This is a genomic window from Stieleria neptunia, assembly GCF_007754155.1.
Classification (GTDB): Bacteria; Planctomycetota; Planctomycetia; order Pirellulales; family Pirellulaceae; genus Stieleria; species Stieleria neptunia.
In genome coordinates this window covers 2,483,946-2,498,966 of record NZ_CP037423.1, presented here as the reverse complement: position 1 = coordinate 2,498,966, position 15,021 = coordinate 2,483,946, and the positions used below count along the sequence as shown (strand labels likewise).

Here is a 15,021-nt window from a genome sequence, read left to right as displayed (position 1 = left end):
AAGCCCTAGCAACGCACGGAACATAAGTGGGATAGGCTTCCAGCCTGTCGACGCTGCAATGACAGGCTGGAAGCCTATCCCACTCGCAAGATCCGATACTAATTTTCCGTGCGTTGCCTAGTGGACTCGGCCGCACTTCGGGCAGCGTTTGGGTGTGGAATCGGCCACCCGCGAGGTCACGCGCGATGCCGCCACACGCAACGGCTTGGGGGTCAGATGCGACGTCTTGATGATCGGGTAACGATTCGGATCGATCAGCGCCCGGCCGCTGCCGCCACGCCCGACAAAGACCATGTACCGCTCCCCGTCGGCGCCGATCGCCAGCCCTGCTCCGGCGTAGCGGAAATCGCATTCGGTCGCACAGGTCAGCCAACCCCAGGATTCCGTTGCTTCCCCACAACCTTCCGTCCAACCGGCCGGAACCGAGGGGCCCTGGTGCCCGTTCTTGAGCCCCCGTGCGGCGCGGTATTCGGCTTTACGTTTGGCAAATTCGGTCATCGCGGGGTCTTCGATCAATTGCGGCAACCCGGCGGCGCGGCGCCACGCGTTGACTTCATCAAAGGCGCCACCCTGGGCGATGGCAACGGAAGTCAGTGCGAATGCGGCGAGAAGAATCAAACGTGATTTCATCAAAACAATCCCTTTTCATCGATGGGGGCGACAAGCGTCCATGAAACGACCGTCGGCGAACGAGGCCCGACCGTCAGCGGCACACCGTCATCGGTGGCCGCGAGGAAACCTAACGCTTCCGCTTGAGCAGACAACCCGGCCGACGGGCCGATGCGCGACGGCAGGGCGGGTGGCGGACAGGCGAACACACCGCGTTGGGCCAAGGGGGCCGACCGGCGTGCTATATTCTTGACCACCACCCAAACCCCTCCGCCAAATCGATTTCCACATCACCGAATGAACCGCCAGCCCTCGATGCTCCGCCTGCTCGTTTCCCGCCAACTCTTGCTGATCGTTGTGCTGCTGGGCACTGCCTTGCCCTTGGCGGCACAGGCTCCGCCATACGATGTCATCCCCCAGGCGGATCCGCCCTACTATCGAGTCCGCTACGATGCGTCCGAGCAAGCCGCTGATCCGAACGCCACCGATCGGAAACCCGGCGAATTGATCTTCCCGGTCAGCTACACGATTTGGATTCCCCCGGGTGTGAACACGTTGCGAGGTGTCGTCGTGCACCAACACGGATGTGGCGAAGGCTCGTGCAAATCGGGACTGACGGGCGCCTTTGATCTACACTGGCAGGCCCTTGCCAAGAAACACGATTGTGCCTTGCTGGCTCCTGCTTATGAGCAACCGCAGGCAGCGGATTGTCAGATGTGGTGTGACCCTCGCAACGGATCGGTGACCACCTTTGAACAATCGCTGGTCGACCTCGGCAATCTGTCCGGCCACCCCGAGCTCGCATCGGCGCCGCTGGCGCTATGGGGACACAGCGGCGGCGGTCACTGGTGCGGCGGGATGGTGATGATCCGGCCGAACCGGGTTGTGGCGGCATGGCTGCGTTCGGGCGTTCCGCTGCTGGAACCTAATCCGGATCGCCCCGGCATCAAACCGCACACATTGCCGGAGGCCGCGTTGGGCGTGCCGATGATGTGCAATCCCGGTACAAAAGAAGGCGTGACGGTGAAGGACGGACGGTTTGCCGGCGTGTGGCCTGCGAACTTGCAATTCTTCGACGCGGTCCGCGGCCGCGGCGGGTTGCTCGGCATCGCAATCGATCCCCTGACCGCCCACGAGTGCGGGAACCAGCGTTACCTGGCGATCCCGTGGCTGGACCGCTGTCTGGAACTTCGGTTGCCGAAGAAACCCGGTGGTTCGCTGCGTCCCATGCCCACGGCGTCCGCCTGGTTGGCCGAGCCGACCGGCACGACCGCCGTGGCGGCGAACGACGTTGACGGCGATCCCCTGAAAGCCAGCTGGCTGCCGGACGAGACGATCGCGACGTTGTGGATACAGTACCGCAAGGACACCCGCGTTGCCGATTCGTCACCGCCACCGCCGCCCAAGTCGGTTCAGCGACAGGGCAATCGATTGCGTTGGCAAGCGGAAGCGGATCTGCAAAGCGGGATCGAGAAGTTCATCATCCTCCGCAACGGCAAGCCGCTCGCCGAAGTGCCATCGGAAGGGACAAACCGATTCGGTCGGCCGATCTTCCAAGGCTTGCAATACAGCGATACCCCCACGCAACCGTTGGTGCAGATGGAGTTCGTCGATCAATCCGCCCAGCGGGGTGAGGACGATGAATACTCCGTTGTCACGGTCAACACCGCTGGTTTGGAATCGCAACCGACCCAAGCCGGTCCGGCGCTCGGCGGTGATTGAACGCAGCCCGCCGCCGCAACCCGCCCAACCGCCGTGTGCCGACACGCAATCGGCGGCGACATGCTAGATCGAGGTGCTGGTCGAGACAATCGCAGAATTCCACGGTGACGACTGGAATGCCGTACTGGACAAACAGTGGACCGATGCATTGAACTATGCCGCGGCGATCATGCAGCAGTCGCCCCACGAATCGTCAGCCCCGTCATTCATCAGATTGTGTGGCCGCGGTTTCATTCCCCTGATCCTTCACCGAAACGCCCCGAACGAAAAAACGTCAACGATGACCGACACCGACCAGCCCGATGCCGCCCCGCAACCCCGTTTCCGCGTCAGCATCCTGCCGGTCACGCCGCTTCAGCAGAATTGTTCGATCATCTGGTCGACCGAAACGAAACAAGCCGCCATCGTTGATCCCGGCGGCGATGCCGATCAAATCATCGCGGCCGTCGAAGAACTCGGTGTCGACGTGTCGGCCATCTGGCTGACACACGGTCACATCGATCATGTCGGCGCGGCCGGCCCGCTGAAGAAGAAGTTTGGTGTCCCGATCATCGGCCCGAATGCGAAAGATCAGTTCTTACTCGATTCCGTCGAAGCCGAATGTGGCAAGTACGGCATCGTGGGCGCGACCAACGTCACGCCCGATCGTTACTTGAACGAAGGCGACAAGGTCGAACTGTCGGGCATCGAGTTTGACGTCTACGAGTGCCCGGGCCATACCCCCGGTCACATCGTGCTGGTGCAGCCCGACGACGCCTTCGCCTTCGTCGGCGACGTGTTGTTCTGCGGCTCGGTGGGACGTACCGATTTCCCCTACGGCAGCACCGAAGACCTGATCGAATCGATCGTCCAAAAACTCTGGCCGCTGGGCAAACAGATCCAATTCCTGCCCGGCCACGGACCGGTCTCCACCTTCGGCCAAGAACGTCTCAACAACGCCTTCGTCGCCGACTCAGTGCTCGGCATCGAAGACCAATAGGACGACCGGTTTTTCGAGTACGATGGCCCTTCCGGGTTGTCGGGCGAGAAAAAAGGGTCAGGAGCCAATTACGTGGACGAGGCAACCAAAGAGCTGCGCAGAACCCCCAAGATGCTCCTGCCCCTTCCTCCGGTCATCGCCATCTCTCCAACGCCGAAGAATCCAGTGTCCCAGATCGTCCATCTTTGTATCAGATGGCGCGGGGCATGCGGACCAGCAAATTGATTCGGATGATTGCTCATCCAGTGTCAACGAACTGGCCATGGAATGATCACTTTGAAAAGTACTTTGGCTGTAGATCTTCCATCGGCTGAAACGGTTCACCAGACGTGCTATCGATCAAAGTCCCGGCGTTCGCACCGGGAGTGGAGTTGCCGCTGATCTCGTTTCGTTGACCGGACAAACTCACGTCCTTCGCCAGTGCAGCGCCCAACAGAGCGGCTCCGGCCAGCGCCGTGACAGCGCCGTGACCGCGCCGGCAATCGGTGTGTAACGTCGGCTCTCTTTCCAATCAGGGTCTGCGTCGATGGAATTCATCAAGCCAAGGTTGATCAACGAGACGCCGGTCACGACGAGCGTGACACCGCCCAGCAACACAGTGGTGACACGCACCACATCCAAGCTTTGGGAACGGAGAGCGTTGCTCGATTCAATCGGTAAACTCATTTGAATCGTCGCGCCCAAGTACACGATCATCACCACCACCAAACCACCGACGGGCAACAAACACACCAGCAGCCTCAACGTCCGTCCGTCAAGGGGCAATTTTGCCGGACCGTCATCGTTGTCCGTTGCTGGTTCCGTGGCGGGCGTGTCCGCCCTCCCTGTGCTCTGACCATCAGGCGGGGCGGTCGCAGTTGAGTGGTCTTCCGCCGATTCCACATCGTCAATCGCGGAATCGGTTTTTTCGCCTTGATTGGTCATGGGAACCCTTCAGGTAACTACTGGCAAAGGAAGCGGCGGAACAGAGGCCGCGTTCTTGGCGGACAAACGGGTCGACAGACGGGGTGACAAACGCGGATGGTCGGACAAACCACCTGCGCAGAAGAGACTCCAGGGACCGGGCATGGGGAGACTTGATCAAAGGCCGTCAACCCGTACTCTTCACGAAGGTAGCGAATCTTGTTGGCAACACTGTTGTAGATGCGTCCGCTACCGGGCCGAATTTGGGGCAGTGTTTTCACCGCCTCCAGATACTCAAGAATTCGATTGCGAAGCTGGATGTCGTCGTCATCGACCTGATCTTTGAGTTCGGTTCGCTGTAGAAACTCCTCCATGGTCAGCAGATTGTCGAAGATCTGCTTCAGTTCATCTTGGGCCCGGTCTTCGGACAACATCGGCCGAAGCTCTGCGCGTTGCATCGGTGCAACCTGGATTCGCATCTCGCGAGGTGGGACGCCGTCAGCACTGTCCCCCATCGCTTCGACGGCCGCTGGTGCGGCACCGCCGGAGGAAGCGGGCACTCCATCTAAAACCTTATTGATGGTCTGGCCTTCATCGCTTTTCAATTGCTCGTCCGTTCCCGGTACCAAGCCCGGCAAGAGCGGGACAAAATCGAGCCGCACCTGACGGAGATCCACGTTCGTGGCGATCTTCAAACGATAGCTGCCATCGTCGGGATCTGTAATGTCGCGATCCAACACGATATCGGGTTCGTCCTGCCGCACCGCACGAACACTCACGTTCTTAGCCGGATTGCCGTTGCGATCCTTGACCGTTCCGGAAATCGTGACGTCCTCCGATTGAAGTACCGTCACGAATCGCTGCTGTACGTCGAGTGTCTGGCTCGATCGGATGAACGTGAGATCCTGGTCGGACAGGTCGGCGAGCCGCGCATGCAGCTCTCGATCATGGGCATCAAGGAATCGCGCCACGCCACGGTGCAGATCCACCTCCAACAGGGTCGCCCGAACCGATTTGCCAGTTTGACGATGCGTCCACTCTCGATCGGTTGCGTCCGACGCAACCACCACGTGCGACATCGCCAACCCCAAAACGGAAAGAAACGCCAACGCGGTCTTGTGTATCGTCATGCTGATGCTCCAAAGTAGAAAGAGACGAAGATGTTTTCAAAACAACCGCTAGGTCGTGATCAATTCCAAAGGAAGAATGGTCGTCGGAGTGGCCTGCTTGAATCGGAACTTGATGATAAAAAACAGGTAGTCGCCCGGTTGAGATTCTGGAACGTCGATGAAAAGTTCCTGGGTGACGTCGTCGTGTTTCCGCGTCAACGGCGTGAATGACTTCAAATGCCCTTTATCTGAAATCAGAAACGGCAGGATATCGTGGCGTTTGTCTGGACTGCCTTTCTCCAGCGAGGGAAGTGTTCGGATCATCGCGTCAAAGGCGCGGTGGGCGACATCGAATCGCGGCGTTTCGGCGATCGCATAAATCGTCTTTCCGTCCTCTTCATCCGCCGTCCCCTGCTGCAACGCCCGATCGATGACTTCAAGCTTTTGCTGGTCCGAAACCTGACCGGCAAGAGCCTTCGTCAAATCACCAATCGCGCGTCGGCCATCGATGACGTGCTGCATCGACTCATGATGCATCCCCATCAGCTCAATGGTCTTGAAGACCCATGTCGACTTCTGTGTTTGTGGAAACACTTCCGGTCGAATCAGGTTGTTGACCGACCAGACCTTCGCATTCAAAATCGAGGGCGGGTCACGCTGGACATTGACCGGATCAAGGCTGGGGGCAAGATTCGGCGCGGAGTAAAACGTGACCACGGCAAATGCGATCGCGCCGGTGGAGCGGATTTCGCTGTTTTCCTTCAGCCATTTGATCTCCAGATTGCCCGCGATAATGTTCGCCGACAATCCTGCCGCCAACGAAAGAAAGATCCGAAGCGCGTAGACCGTCATCGGATTGGTCGGCGGCTCGCTGATCACCAAGGACCAAATCGCGACGGCAAATCCGACGACAATGATGCCGTACGAAATCGCGTCAGAAAGCCGCAGTAGCTTTGGATGTTGCGTCACGCCCCAGATGCCCCCGAATGGCCAAAGTCAAACCACACACCCCTTTGTTGGGAGATCTGGACTATAACCCAACAGGCGGATCTTTAGCAAGCAATTCCTCCCAAACAGAAAAGATTAACACGCGTGATATCTGCACGCTTGTTCAGAGAGTGTCGGGCCACGTGTGACCGATCGGGCGAACCTCGAGCCTGCGATCCGAGCCTGCGATCCGAGCAGCGTCACGGGCGTGGCCTGCTGGCGCCGGCTTGCTGGCGCCGGCTTGCTGGCGCCGGCATGGGGTTTCGACGGTTGCGTAAACCCGATTCATGCGCAGGACGCCGGCCAGACCCAGGGTTGCATCAGGCTTCGTGGACGCGGCCGCGCTTCGGGCAGCGTTTGGGTGTGGAGTCGGCCAGCGGCGCGCTCACGCGCGATGCCGCCACACGCAACGGCTTGGGGGTCAGGCGAGAATACGTAGCGCGTAAAAGGTGTCCGACACCTTTTTGGTTGATTGGGAGAGACGGGAGGATCAGGTTAACTTGCGTCGACGACTAATGCGGTGGCTTGGAGTTCGGAAATCCGCTTGCGAAACCGTTTGAAATCATCGGAGTCGGTTTTCGCAGTGTTTAGGTTTTTGAACAGCCCGGTCAGTTCGGTGAAGAACACTCGGGCTTGCTCTTTGTCTTCGAATGCGTACTCGTCGTTGATCAGTTTCTGGCAGAGCAAGAACGTTTCCTTTTGTCGCTCCAGCGGCACCGAGACGTCGACCGGGTCGAAGGCATCTTGTTGCAAGTACACCATGTCCAAGAACATCGCCTTTTGATGCGTCACGTAGTCTTCGATCGAAATGCCTTCTTCGCCGGTGACCTGCATCATCTGGTCGATGCTCTCGCCGTCTCGCAACAGTTGGTGCATCGCCGAAACACCGGCGGTCCAATGCGGGTCGACTTCGGATTTAAAAAACGATTCCAGCTGATCGCGATAGCGGGACCACGAAATCAACGGATCGATCGCGGGATAAAACCGTTTGTAGGCGCGGTCATAGGACAATCCTAAAAAGCACTTGACTGTTCCCAAGGTCGACTGGGTGACCGGTTCTTCAAAATTGCCGCCGGCGGGCGAAACCGATCCGATCAGGGTCAAACTGCCGGTTTGGCCGTCGGCCATCCGCAACACACCGGCACGCTCGTAGAGTTCTTTGATCGCACTGTCCAAATAAGCCGGAAACGCCTCTTCGCCGGGGATCTCTTCCAACCGTCCGCTGGTTTCCCGCATCGCCTGGGCCCAACGCGAGGTTGAATCGGCCAACAGCAACACGTCCAGCCCCATCTGCCGATAGTATTCGCCCAGCGTGATGCCGGTGTAGATGGACGCTTCACGGGCGGCGACGGGCATCGACGAGGTGTTGCAGATGATGATCGTGCGGTCCATCAGTTTTCCGCCGGTTCGCGGATCCGGCATTTGGGCAAAGTCATGAATCGTTTCAACGACTTCGCCCGCCCGCTCGCCACAGGCCACCACGATCACCACGTCGACGGTGCTGTACCGCGCGATCAATCCCTGCATCACGGTTTTCCCGGCCCCGAACGGCCCGGGGATGCAGGCAGTCCCGCCACGGGCGATCGGAAAGAACGTGTCGATGATTCGCGTGGTGGTGATCAGTGGCTGTGACGGAAACTCCCGTTCGATCAGCCGCTGTTGCTGCATCAGCGCCGAGATCGGTCGACGAACGGGCCACGTTTGGACCAGCGGGATCCGCATCGGGCGGCCCTTGGAATCCGTCAACGTGGCCACCGTCGCGTCGGTCCGCCAGCGGCCTTCGGCGATCGCTTGGACCGTCATCGTACCGCTCGCATCGAAGGGAACCATCACCTTGTGAACGATGTTCTTTTCGGGGATGGTCCCCAGCACCTGACCGGCAACGACTTGATCGCCGACCTGACACACCGGTGTGAAATCCCACCGTCTGCCCGGGTCGAGCGCCGCGACGTCGCGGCCACGTTTGAGAAAGAAACCGTCCAACTCGGCCAGATCGCTGAGCGGGTTTTGCAAGCCGTCATAGATCGTTCCCAGCAGCCCCGGACCGAGTGACACCGACAACATCTCACCGGACAACTCGACCTTGTCACCGAAACGCACGCCGTCGGTTTCTTCAAAGACTTGCAATTCGGCCTGGTCGCCGTTGACCCGCAAGACTTCGGCTTTCAAACGTTCGTCACCGACGCACACGTAGGCGACCTCGTTCTTCATGATCCGTCCGCCGGACACTTCGATGCGAACGATGTTTCCGTTGACCCCCAAGACCTTGGCGGTGGCAGAGTCTTGATCGTTGGCGGTAGCGTTCATTGAATCCCCAGGTGTCGGCGAAAAGAAAAGAAACGTGGCGTCAGCTTCCAGCTTGCGTCCAGACGGTTTCCCACGCTTGGCGCGGGTGGAGCCGACGGCATTCGCCCAATGCCATCGGTTTTCGCACGGAAGGAGTTTGCGGAACAACGCATCAGCAATTTACCCCACCGGTTTGCAGCAGGTCATCGACCAAGGCGTTGAATCGTTGTCTGCCACGATCGACGTCTTGGCTTGCCCAACGATGCAGGATCTCCCATCGCGCCACGTACAACACCACCGACTCGAAGGAAAAATTGTAGTGATCGTTCCAACGACTCCAGTGATTCCACAGCTCCGTGAACAGGTGCCACTGGGCCCGTCGCGGTTGATGGTCATCGAGCGATTGGCAGAACCGGGGCAGCCAATGGAACCGGTCGTTGAGCCGAAAACAAGGTTCATCCCAGTGCCGTTGGATCCAGACGGCCAAGGGCAATTCGGGAAACACGGGCGGCGGCGATCCATCGCGTTGGCATCGCAGTGCCGCGACCAGCATCCGCATTTCAAATCGATGGTGAACCAGCCGGGCGACCAAGGGATGACGGATCTCGACAACCAGCCGGCGGTGCGTCTCGCGAATTTCGACGTCGCTGCGGTCGCGTGGCTGACGGTCCCAACGAAAGAAGTCGGAAACCTGTTGAACGATTTGCCGGTCGTGGTGACCGAGCATCGATAGCCTGTGCCGCAACGCGGCCGCGGAGATCGGGATCGGCCCGTCATCAAACGCGCGCGGCAACTGCGGCAGCGATGCGATCAGCGTGTAGTAGGACTGCATGTCACATCAGGCCTCGGTGGCGAGGGAACTGATCCGTTGGCGAAACTTGGGTGCCAGGAAACGCATCAGCGCCGCCGTGACCGCCTCGTCGCTGAAATTGATCTCGATGTCTTCGTCGACGATCCGGATGCGAAATCCGTGTGTCAACGATCGATCGGCTTGCAACTCAACGCCCTGCCGCAGCATTTGAGCGGCTTGGCCTTTGACGAACGCCTCGATCGCCTTTTCCCCGTCAGGGGAGACCAGGAGTTTTAGCTTGGCCGTTTCTCCGGACTTGTCGCCAGACTTCTCGCCGGCGGCCCCAGGTTCGAGGGTCGCGACCGCTTGGGCGGCCATTTCGCGGATCAGCTCGGCGACAAATTCGGTGTCCTCGAATTGTTCGCGGACCAATCCGCCGACCCAACCGCGGAATTCATGTTGCAGCTGTTCCTTGAGGTGCAAACTGGCATCGCGACTGGCCAATTCGAGCGCCCGCTTGCCGTTGGTCTGCGTCCGCTCGGCTTGCAGCTGGGCGTCGCTTGCGATCGTATCGGCTTCGGCACGCGCCGCGTCGATGATCTTGGCGGCCTGCTTCTTGGCTTCGGCCAACAAGGCTTCGGCCTGCTGTTGGCCTTCCTGAACGCCTTCGCTTTTGAGCCGGTCGATCAGTTCTTGAACGCCCACATTCGCGTCCGCTTTGGCTTCGGTTTGGGCGTTGGCGCCCGTGTCGACGGGGGATGAAGTTGACATGGAATCAGGACCCTCCAGCCGCTGCGGGCAATCCGCCCGCCAGGATCAATGCAAAGACGAACGCGAACACGGCGAAGCCTTCGACGATCGCCGCCGGTGCCACCGAGAGCCCGAAGACTTCGGGCTTACTCTTGGTCGCGTGAATCGCCGACGCACAACATTTGCCTTGGAACCAGCCGCTGAACAACAACGCCAGTCCGCACAGCACTCCGATCGCAAACATCCCCGGGGCCGCTTGGATCTGGAAACTGCCGTTCATCGACAGCATCACGACAATTCCATAAATGGTTTGTGAGGACGGCAGCGCGGACACACCGATCAGTCGCCCGTAGCCTCCTTCCACATCCAGCATCGCTCCGCACGCGGCTTGGCCCCCGGCGGCGCAGCCCAAGATGCTGCCGATCGCCCCCAGAAACAGCGGGGCATAGATTCCGATCCTGCCCAACATTTCCACCATCGGTTCGTCCATCACTTGTTCGCTCTCATTTCAAAGGCTTGGAACGGTTGTCCCTCATCAGTCAGGGACCAGCTAAAAAATTCAATGCAGGTCAAACGCAGCCCGTGGACGACGCCTCCGACCACTGCCAGGACGAAGTTCAGTGTGTGGCCCAACAGAAAGACCAATAACCCCAACAAGATGCCTACGCCGGGCACCTGCGACGCATCGGACGCCATCTCGTTGAACAACAGTGCCAGTTGAGCACTCGCCAACCCCAAGGCGAACAGCCTCAAGTAACTGAGTGCGTCCCCGAACGCCTTGGTCACACCGGTCAGCCCCAAGGCGCCGTCGAGACATCGCGCCAGCAGGTCGCGGGGACGACTGGAAAACACCGGCCGCGTGCTGGAAAAGAAAAACACCAACACCAGCCCGACGCCCAACATCCACCAGCCACCGGCGGCGACGGTTTCCGACCACGCCGCTGACTCTCCGCCGAGCGTTTCCGCCAACAATGCCATCACGTCGGGCTTGGGCAGCATGGTCAGCGTCAACAGCCAGCCGCCGATCAAGGCGACCACCCAGCCGACCGAGGACAATGCATGTCCGCTGCCCAGCCAACGCCAGGCGACCACCGCGTTGGCCAGCACCAGGTGAAAGACGCCGATGGTCGCCGAAATCAACATCATCGCCTCGCGGTCCTGCATGATCGAGTGGTCACCGCTCTTGATCACCAGACGGTCCAACCAACTCCCCGGTGCCGGGGAGACGCCGAAAAAGCTTCCGATCAACAGACCGTACACAATGGTGACGGCGACCATGAACACCGCCAACTGCAGGAACTGACGTCCCGCGGCGGTTCGGCCGAGCCGCCGGGCGGACAGGGCCACCAGGCAACCGAGCACGACGCCATAACCGGCGTCGGCCAAGATCATGGCAAAGAACGCGGCGAAGGAAAAAAACATCACCCAGGTCGGATCCCAACTGCGATAGCCGGGGGTCATGAAGAACGTGACGGCGCCCTCGGCACCGGCGATCGGACGCGGATTGCTGAGCAACGTCGGGGGTAATTCGTCCATCTCGGGGGCCCGCTGATGCAGCGCCAAGGTGTTTTCCCGAGCAAAGGTTTCCAGCGCCGCCAGTTTGCCGCGCGGCGCCCAGCCTTGCAAAGCAAACATCGGGCCATCGACCAACGAGCGTTGCTTCGCGTTCATCCGCGCCGTTTCATCCTCGATCGCCGCAAGCTCTCGTCGCAAACGATCCAACCAACGGGTCAGCGCAATCCGCTGCACTTGAAGCCGTTCGCGTTGTTCGCCGATCTCAGCCGATCGCGACTGCAGTTGCGACAGCGGACGCGGATCCAACTCCTCGGGATCGCACGGCATGTCGGCGGGCGGATGTTCCGCGATGATCACCCAGTATTCATGTTCCGCGTCGGTGTGGACCACGCTGACACAGCCGTTCGCTCGGACGGAATCCGGGACCTGGCGTGCCTCGCGATGCATCAGACGGTAAAAGAAGAACTGCTGTCCGCGCAGCTCGTCGGCCGCAGGCAAACGGAAGTCGCCCCACGGACGGGTTTGTTCGATGTTTTCAGCCACGTCTTCCTGTTCGTCAACCAATTCCCGCGATTCGGATTCGATCCGCAAGACTTCGGCAGCGATTCGCGTGACATCACCATGATCCGACACAGTCGTTGCCGAACCGCGCCGCGTGGATCGTGATGGCGGGGGACGTTTTTCGGGGCAACTGTCCAGATAGGCGATCGCCGCTTTCAAGTCCTCGGCACCAATGGCCGTCCCCTGGGGCTTGCTCCCATCGTTGACCAGATCAACCAGATGGACACAACCCAATCGTTGCAGTTCCAACACGACCCGGTCGCGGTCTTTCAATTCACCGATCAAGGTCACACGATGCAGCGGAACAATGGCCATCTCTTGATCCTCCGCCTAACGTGACTTGGCAATTTTGGAACGCACGACGGCCGCGCGTTCTTGGTCGGACAGAAAGATCACGATTCGGCGGATATTCTCCTCCGCCTGGGGAATCAGCACCTTGTCGAACAGATTCACCCGTTGGGTCACGCGCCGTAGCGCCGCGCCCAATGCTTCGGTTCGCTTTTCGGCAACCTTCATTCGCACCCGCAATCCCACCATCTGTTTGAGGGCTGCGACCAGAGAATCGACCCAGAACGGGATCGCCAGACGCGAATAAGAATCGACTTCTAAACGCAATTGGCCGAACTTGGGGATGGAGGTGCCGACGACGTTTTCCGTTTTGATGTCCACCTCGGCGACTCGCACCCATTGGGCCATTTCGGCGATGTCAATCGTGGAACCGCCGATCAGCGGATACAAGGATTGCAGCTCCTCACCGACACGATGCACTTCGGCCTCGATCTCCGCCAATTCCTGTTTCGACTGTCGCCACGCGGCTTGCAACTGCTGACGTTTCAGCTCCAACGAGGGCAAGAACCGGCGATACAGTTTGGCTTGATCGCGTTGCCGTTTGAGCGTCGTTTTGTTCAGCGCGAGTGTCATGATGCCGGGTAGTACTTGTTCAACAACTTTTCGCGAATCAACAACTCTTGTGGCTCAAAACATTCCGCCATCGTTTGCCACCCCAGGTCCAACGCTTCTTCCAACGGCACGGCGACGTCGAAACGCATAAAACGCTGGGTGAACAGCTCGCCGAATTTCAACAGCTTGTGGTCCATCGCCGACAACTCGAACGCCATCTGCTGTTTCTGTTCGGCTTGGCGAGCCCCCGAGAACAAGCGGATCATGGTGTTCATCACCGCGGAGTGGTCTTCGCGAGTGACTTTGCCGATCACTTGCTGTTTCAAACGTGACAGCGAACCGAAGGGGTCGATCATCCCGTCGTGCAAATAGAATTGTCCTTCGGTGATGTAGCCGGTGTTGTCGGGCACGGGATGGGTCACGTCGTTGCCGGGCATGGTGGTCACGGCCAACAACGTGACCGACCCGGCACCGCGATAATCACACGCCCGTTCGTAGCGCAACGCCAACTGGCTGTACAAGTCGCCCATGTAGCCGCGATTGGACGGGATGCGTTCCATCGCCACGCCGATCTCTTTCAAGGCATCGGCGAACGCCGTCATGTCGGTCATCAGCACGAGGACGCGTTTATTTTGTTCGACGGCAAACCGCTCAGCGACTTTCAACGCCAAATCGGGTGCCAGCAACCGTTCGACGATCGGATCCGATGCCCGATTGGCGAACATCACCGTGCGGGGGAACACACCTTCGTTTTCAAACGTGTCGCGAAAGAAGTGGAATTCATCAAAGATCAGCCCCAGCCCACAGAACACGACCACGTCGGCATCGGCCTGGATCGCAATCCGAGCCAGCAGTTCGTTGTAGGGTTCGCCGGCGATCGAAAAGATCGGGATCTTTTGACTTTCCACCAAACAATTGAAAACATCGATCATCGGAACCTTGGTCTCGATCATCTTCGACGGCACGACCCGCATCACGGGATTGACCGAAGGCCCGCCGACATCGACACGTCGATGCCCGAGTAGTTCCGGACCGCCGTCGACCGGTTGGCCGACGCCGTTGAAAATGCGGCCCAAGATGTCATCGCTGAAGAGCACTTGGGCGGCGTGTCCCAAAAAGCTGACCCGCGCGTCCGAACGCAACCCTTTGCCGCCGGCGAACACTTGTAGCGAAACACGTTCGCAATCAATCTCAGTGACTTGAGCCAACGAGGTGGTCCCGTCGCTGTTTTTGACCCAGGCGAGTTCTCCGAGCGCGACGCCACTGGCGTGAATCGTCAGGATGTCGCCAACGATCGAGAGCACTCGGGTATGTGAAAAGAGTTCTGGAAAAGGCACAGTGGAGTGATCCGCACAGGCGTAGGAGTTCACAGCATCATCACGTGGATATTTTTCAGATCAATGTCATCGTTAGACACAAGCGGTGGAGCACACTGTGTCGTACTCGCACGCCCGCACGGCGCCCGAAGCGTGACATTTGATCGCGTGAGTCGTCGTCGGCGCGGCAAACATGGATCGCGTCTCAGGTTTTGCAACGATCTACGAGAAAGCCCCAACGTCGGGTGTGCGGTCGGCAAAGCCTTCGCACAGCCACCCTCGAAAGAGCAATCCCCGGGCCAGACGATGAAGCCATTTAGAAAAAACAGTGGCGTAAGCTTCCAGCTTGCGTCAGAAGCGTCCAAGGCGGAGCCTTGGGACGAGGCAAGCAGGATGCTTACCCCACTTCCCACTTGTTCCCGGGCTCCGCCTGGGAACACAATGCGATGGAGGCTCCCGCCTCCCGAGTGCACACCGCGTGTGGCAAGAGCCGCACCGCAGAAGCGTTCCAAGGCGGAGCCTTGGAACGAGGCAAGCAGGATGCTTACCCCACTTCCCACTTGTCCCACTTGTTCCCGGGCTCCGCCTGGGAAC

General features: G+C 59.5%; 14 protein-coding genes. 2 read left to right on the top strand and 12 right to left on the bottom strand.

Annotation, left to right across the window (positions count from 1 at the left end):
* Nucleotides 1-117: 117 nt before the first annotated feature.
* Both Enr13x_RS08765 and Enr13x_RS08760 read right to left on the bottom strand, forming a co-directional pair.
* Nucleotides 118-630 carry a CAP domain-containing protein gene (locus tag Enr13x_RS08765; RefSeq protein ID WP_145385657.1) on the bottom strand — a complete coding sequence of 171 codons (513 nt, stop codon included), beginning with the start codon at nucleotides 628-630 and terminating at the stop codon, nucleotides 118-120.
* Nucleotides 630-866 (bottom strand): hypothetical protein, encoded by a 237-nt coding sequence (locus tag Enr13x_RS08760; RefSeq protein WP_145385656.1) that lies wholly within the window; start codon nucleotides 864-866, stop codon nucleotides 630-632. The genes Enr13x_RS08765 and Enr13x_RS08760 overlap by 1 nt, the downstream gene beginning before the upstream one ends.
* 40 nt (nucleotides 867-906) lie before the next feature.
* Between Enr13x_RS08760 and Enr13x_RS08755 the strand changes: the two genes are divergently transcribed.
* Together Enr13x_RS08755 and Enr13x_RS08750 are read left to right on the top strand one after the other, a co-directional pair.
* Nucleotides 907-2,331: a hypothetical protein gene (locus Enr13x_RS08755; protein WP_231744168.1), complete on the top strand. Its 1,425-nt coding sequence runs from the start codon at nucleotides 907-909 to the stop codon at nucleotides 2,329-2,331.
* Nucleotides 2,332-2,404: 73 nt separating this feature from the next.
* Nucleotides 2,405-3,310, top strand: a complete 906-nt coding sequence (locus tag Enr13x_RS08750; protein ID WP_197455879.1) for an MBL fold metallo-hydrolase — start codon at nucleotides 2,405-2,407, stop codon at nucleotides 3,308-3,310.
* A gap of 405 nt (nucleotides 3,311-3,715) precedes the next feature.
* Here the strand turns inward: Enr13x_RS08750 and Enr13x_RS08745 are convergent, their stop codons facing one another.
* From Enr13x_RS08745 to Enr13x_RS08700, 10 genes are all read right to left on the bottom strand, one after another.
* Entirely contained in the window at nucleotides 3,716-4,234 is a 519-nt protein-coding gene (locus Enr13x_RS08745) for a hypothetical protein (protein WP_145385655.1), read from the bottom strand.
* A 17-nt stretch (nucleotides 4,235-4,251) separates the two neighbouring features.
* On the bottom strand, nucleotides 4,252-5,343 hold the full coding sequence (locus tag Enr13x_RS08740; RefSeq protein ID WP_145385654.1) for a carboxypeptidase-like regulatory domain-containing protein: 1,092 nt from the start codon (nucleotides 5,341-5,343) through the stop codon (nucleotides 4,252-4,254).
* A gap of 48 nt (nucleotides 5,344-5,391) precedes the next feature.
* Nucleotides 5,392-6,291, bottom strand: coding sequence for a hypothetical protein (locus Enr13x_RS08735; protein WP_145385653.1), 900 nt, complete (start codon nucleotides 6,289-6,291; stop codon nucleotides 5,392-5,394).
* Nucleotides 6,292-6,804: 513 nt separating this feature from the next.
* A complete protein-coding gene (locus tag Enr13x_RS08730) occupies nucleotides 6,805-8,616 on the bottom strand; it encodes a V-type ATP synthase subunit A (RefSeq protein ID WP_145385652.1) in 1,812 nt (603 codons plus the stop codon).
* A gap of 151 nt (nucleotides 8,617-8,767) precedes the next feature.
* On the bottom strand, nucleotides 8,768-9,427 hold the full coding sequence (locus Enr13x_RS08725; protein WP_145385651.1) for a DUF2764 family protein: 660 nt from the start codon (nucleotides 9,425-9,427) through the stop codon (nucleotides 8,768-8,770).
* Between the two features lie 6 nt (nucleotides 9,428-9,433).
* Nucleotides 9,434-10,156, bottom strand: coding sequence for a hypothetical protein (locus tag Enr13x_RS08720; RefSeq protein WP_145385650.1), 723 nt, complete (start codon nucleotides 10,154-10,156; stop codon nucleotides 9,434-9,436).
* 4 nt (nucleotides 10,157-10,160) lie between these two features.
* Entirely contained in the window at nucleotides 10,161-10,625 is a 465-nt protein-coding gene (locus tag Enr13x_RS08715) for an ATP synthase subunit C (protein ID WP_145385649.1), read from the bottom strand.
* On the bottom strand, nucleotides 10,625-12,526 hold the full coding sequence (locus Enr13x_RS08710) for a V-type ATP synthase subunit I (RefSeq protein ID WP_145385648.1): 1,902 nt from the start codon (nucleotides 12,524-12,526) through the stop codon (nucleotides 10,625-10,627). Before Enr13x_RS08710 ends, Enr13x_RS08715 begins: the two co-directional genes overlap by 1 nt.
* A 15-nt stretch (nucleotides 12,527-12,541) precedes the next feature.
* On the bottom strand, nucleotides 12,542-13,132 hold the full coding sequence (locus Enr13x_RS08705) for a V-type ATP synthase subunit D (RefSeq protein ID WP_145385647.1): 591 nt from the start codon (nucleotides 13,130-13,132) through the stop codon (nucleotides 12,542-12,544).
* Nucleotides 13,129-14,415 carry a V-type ATP synthase subunit B gene (locus Enr13x_RS08700; protein ID WP_145385646.1) on the bottom strand — a complete coding sequence of 429 codons (1,287 nt, stop codon included), beginning with the start codon at nucleotides 14,413-14,415 and terminating at the stop codon, nucleotides 13,129-13,131. Before Enr13x_RS08700 ends, Enr13x_RS08705 begins: the two co-directional genes overlap by 4 nt.
* Nucleotides 14,416-15,021: the final 606 nt, after the last annotated feature.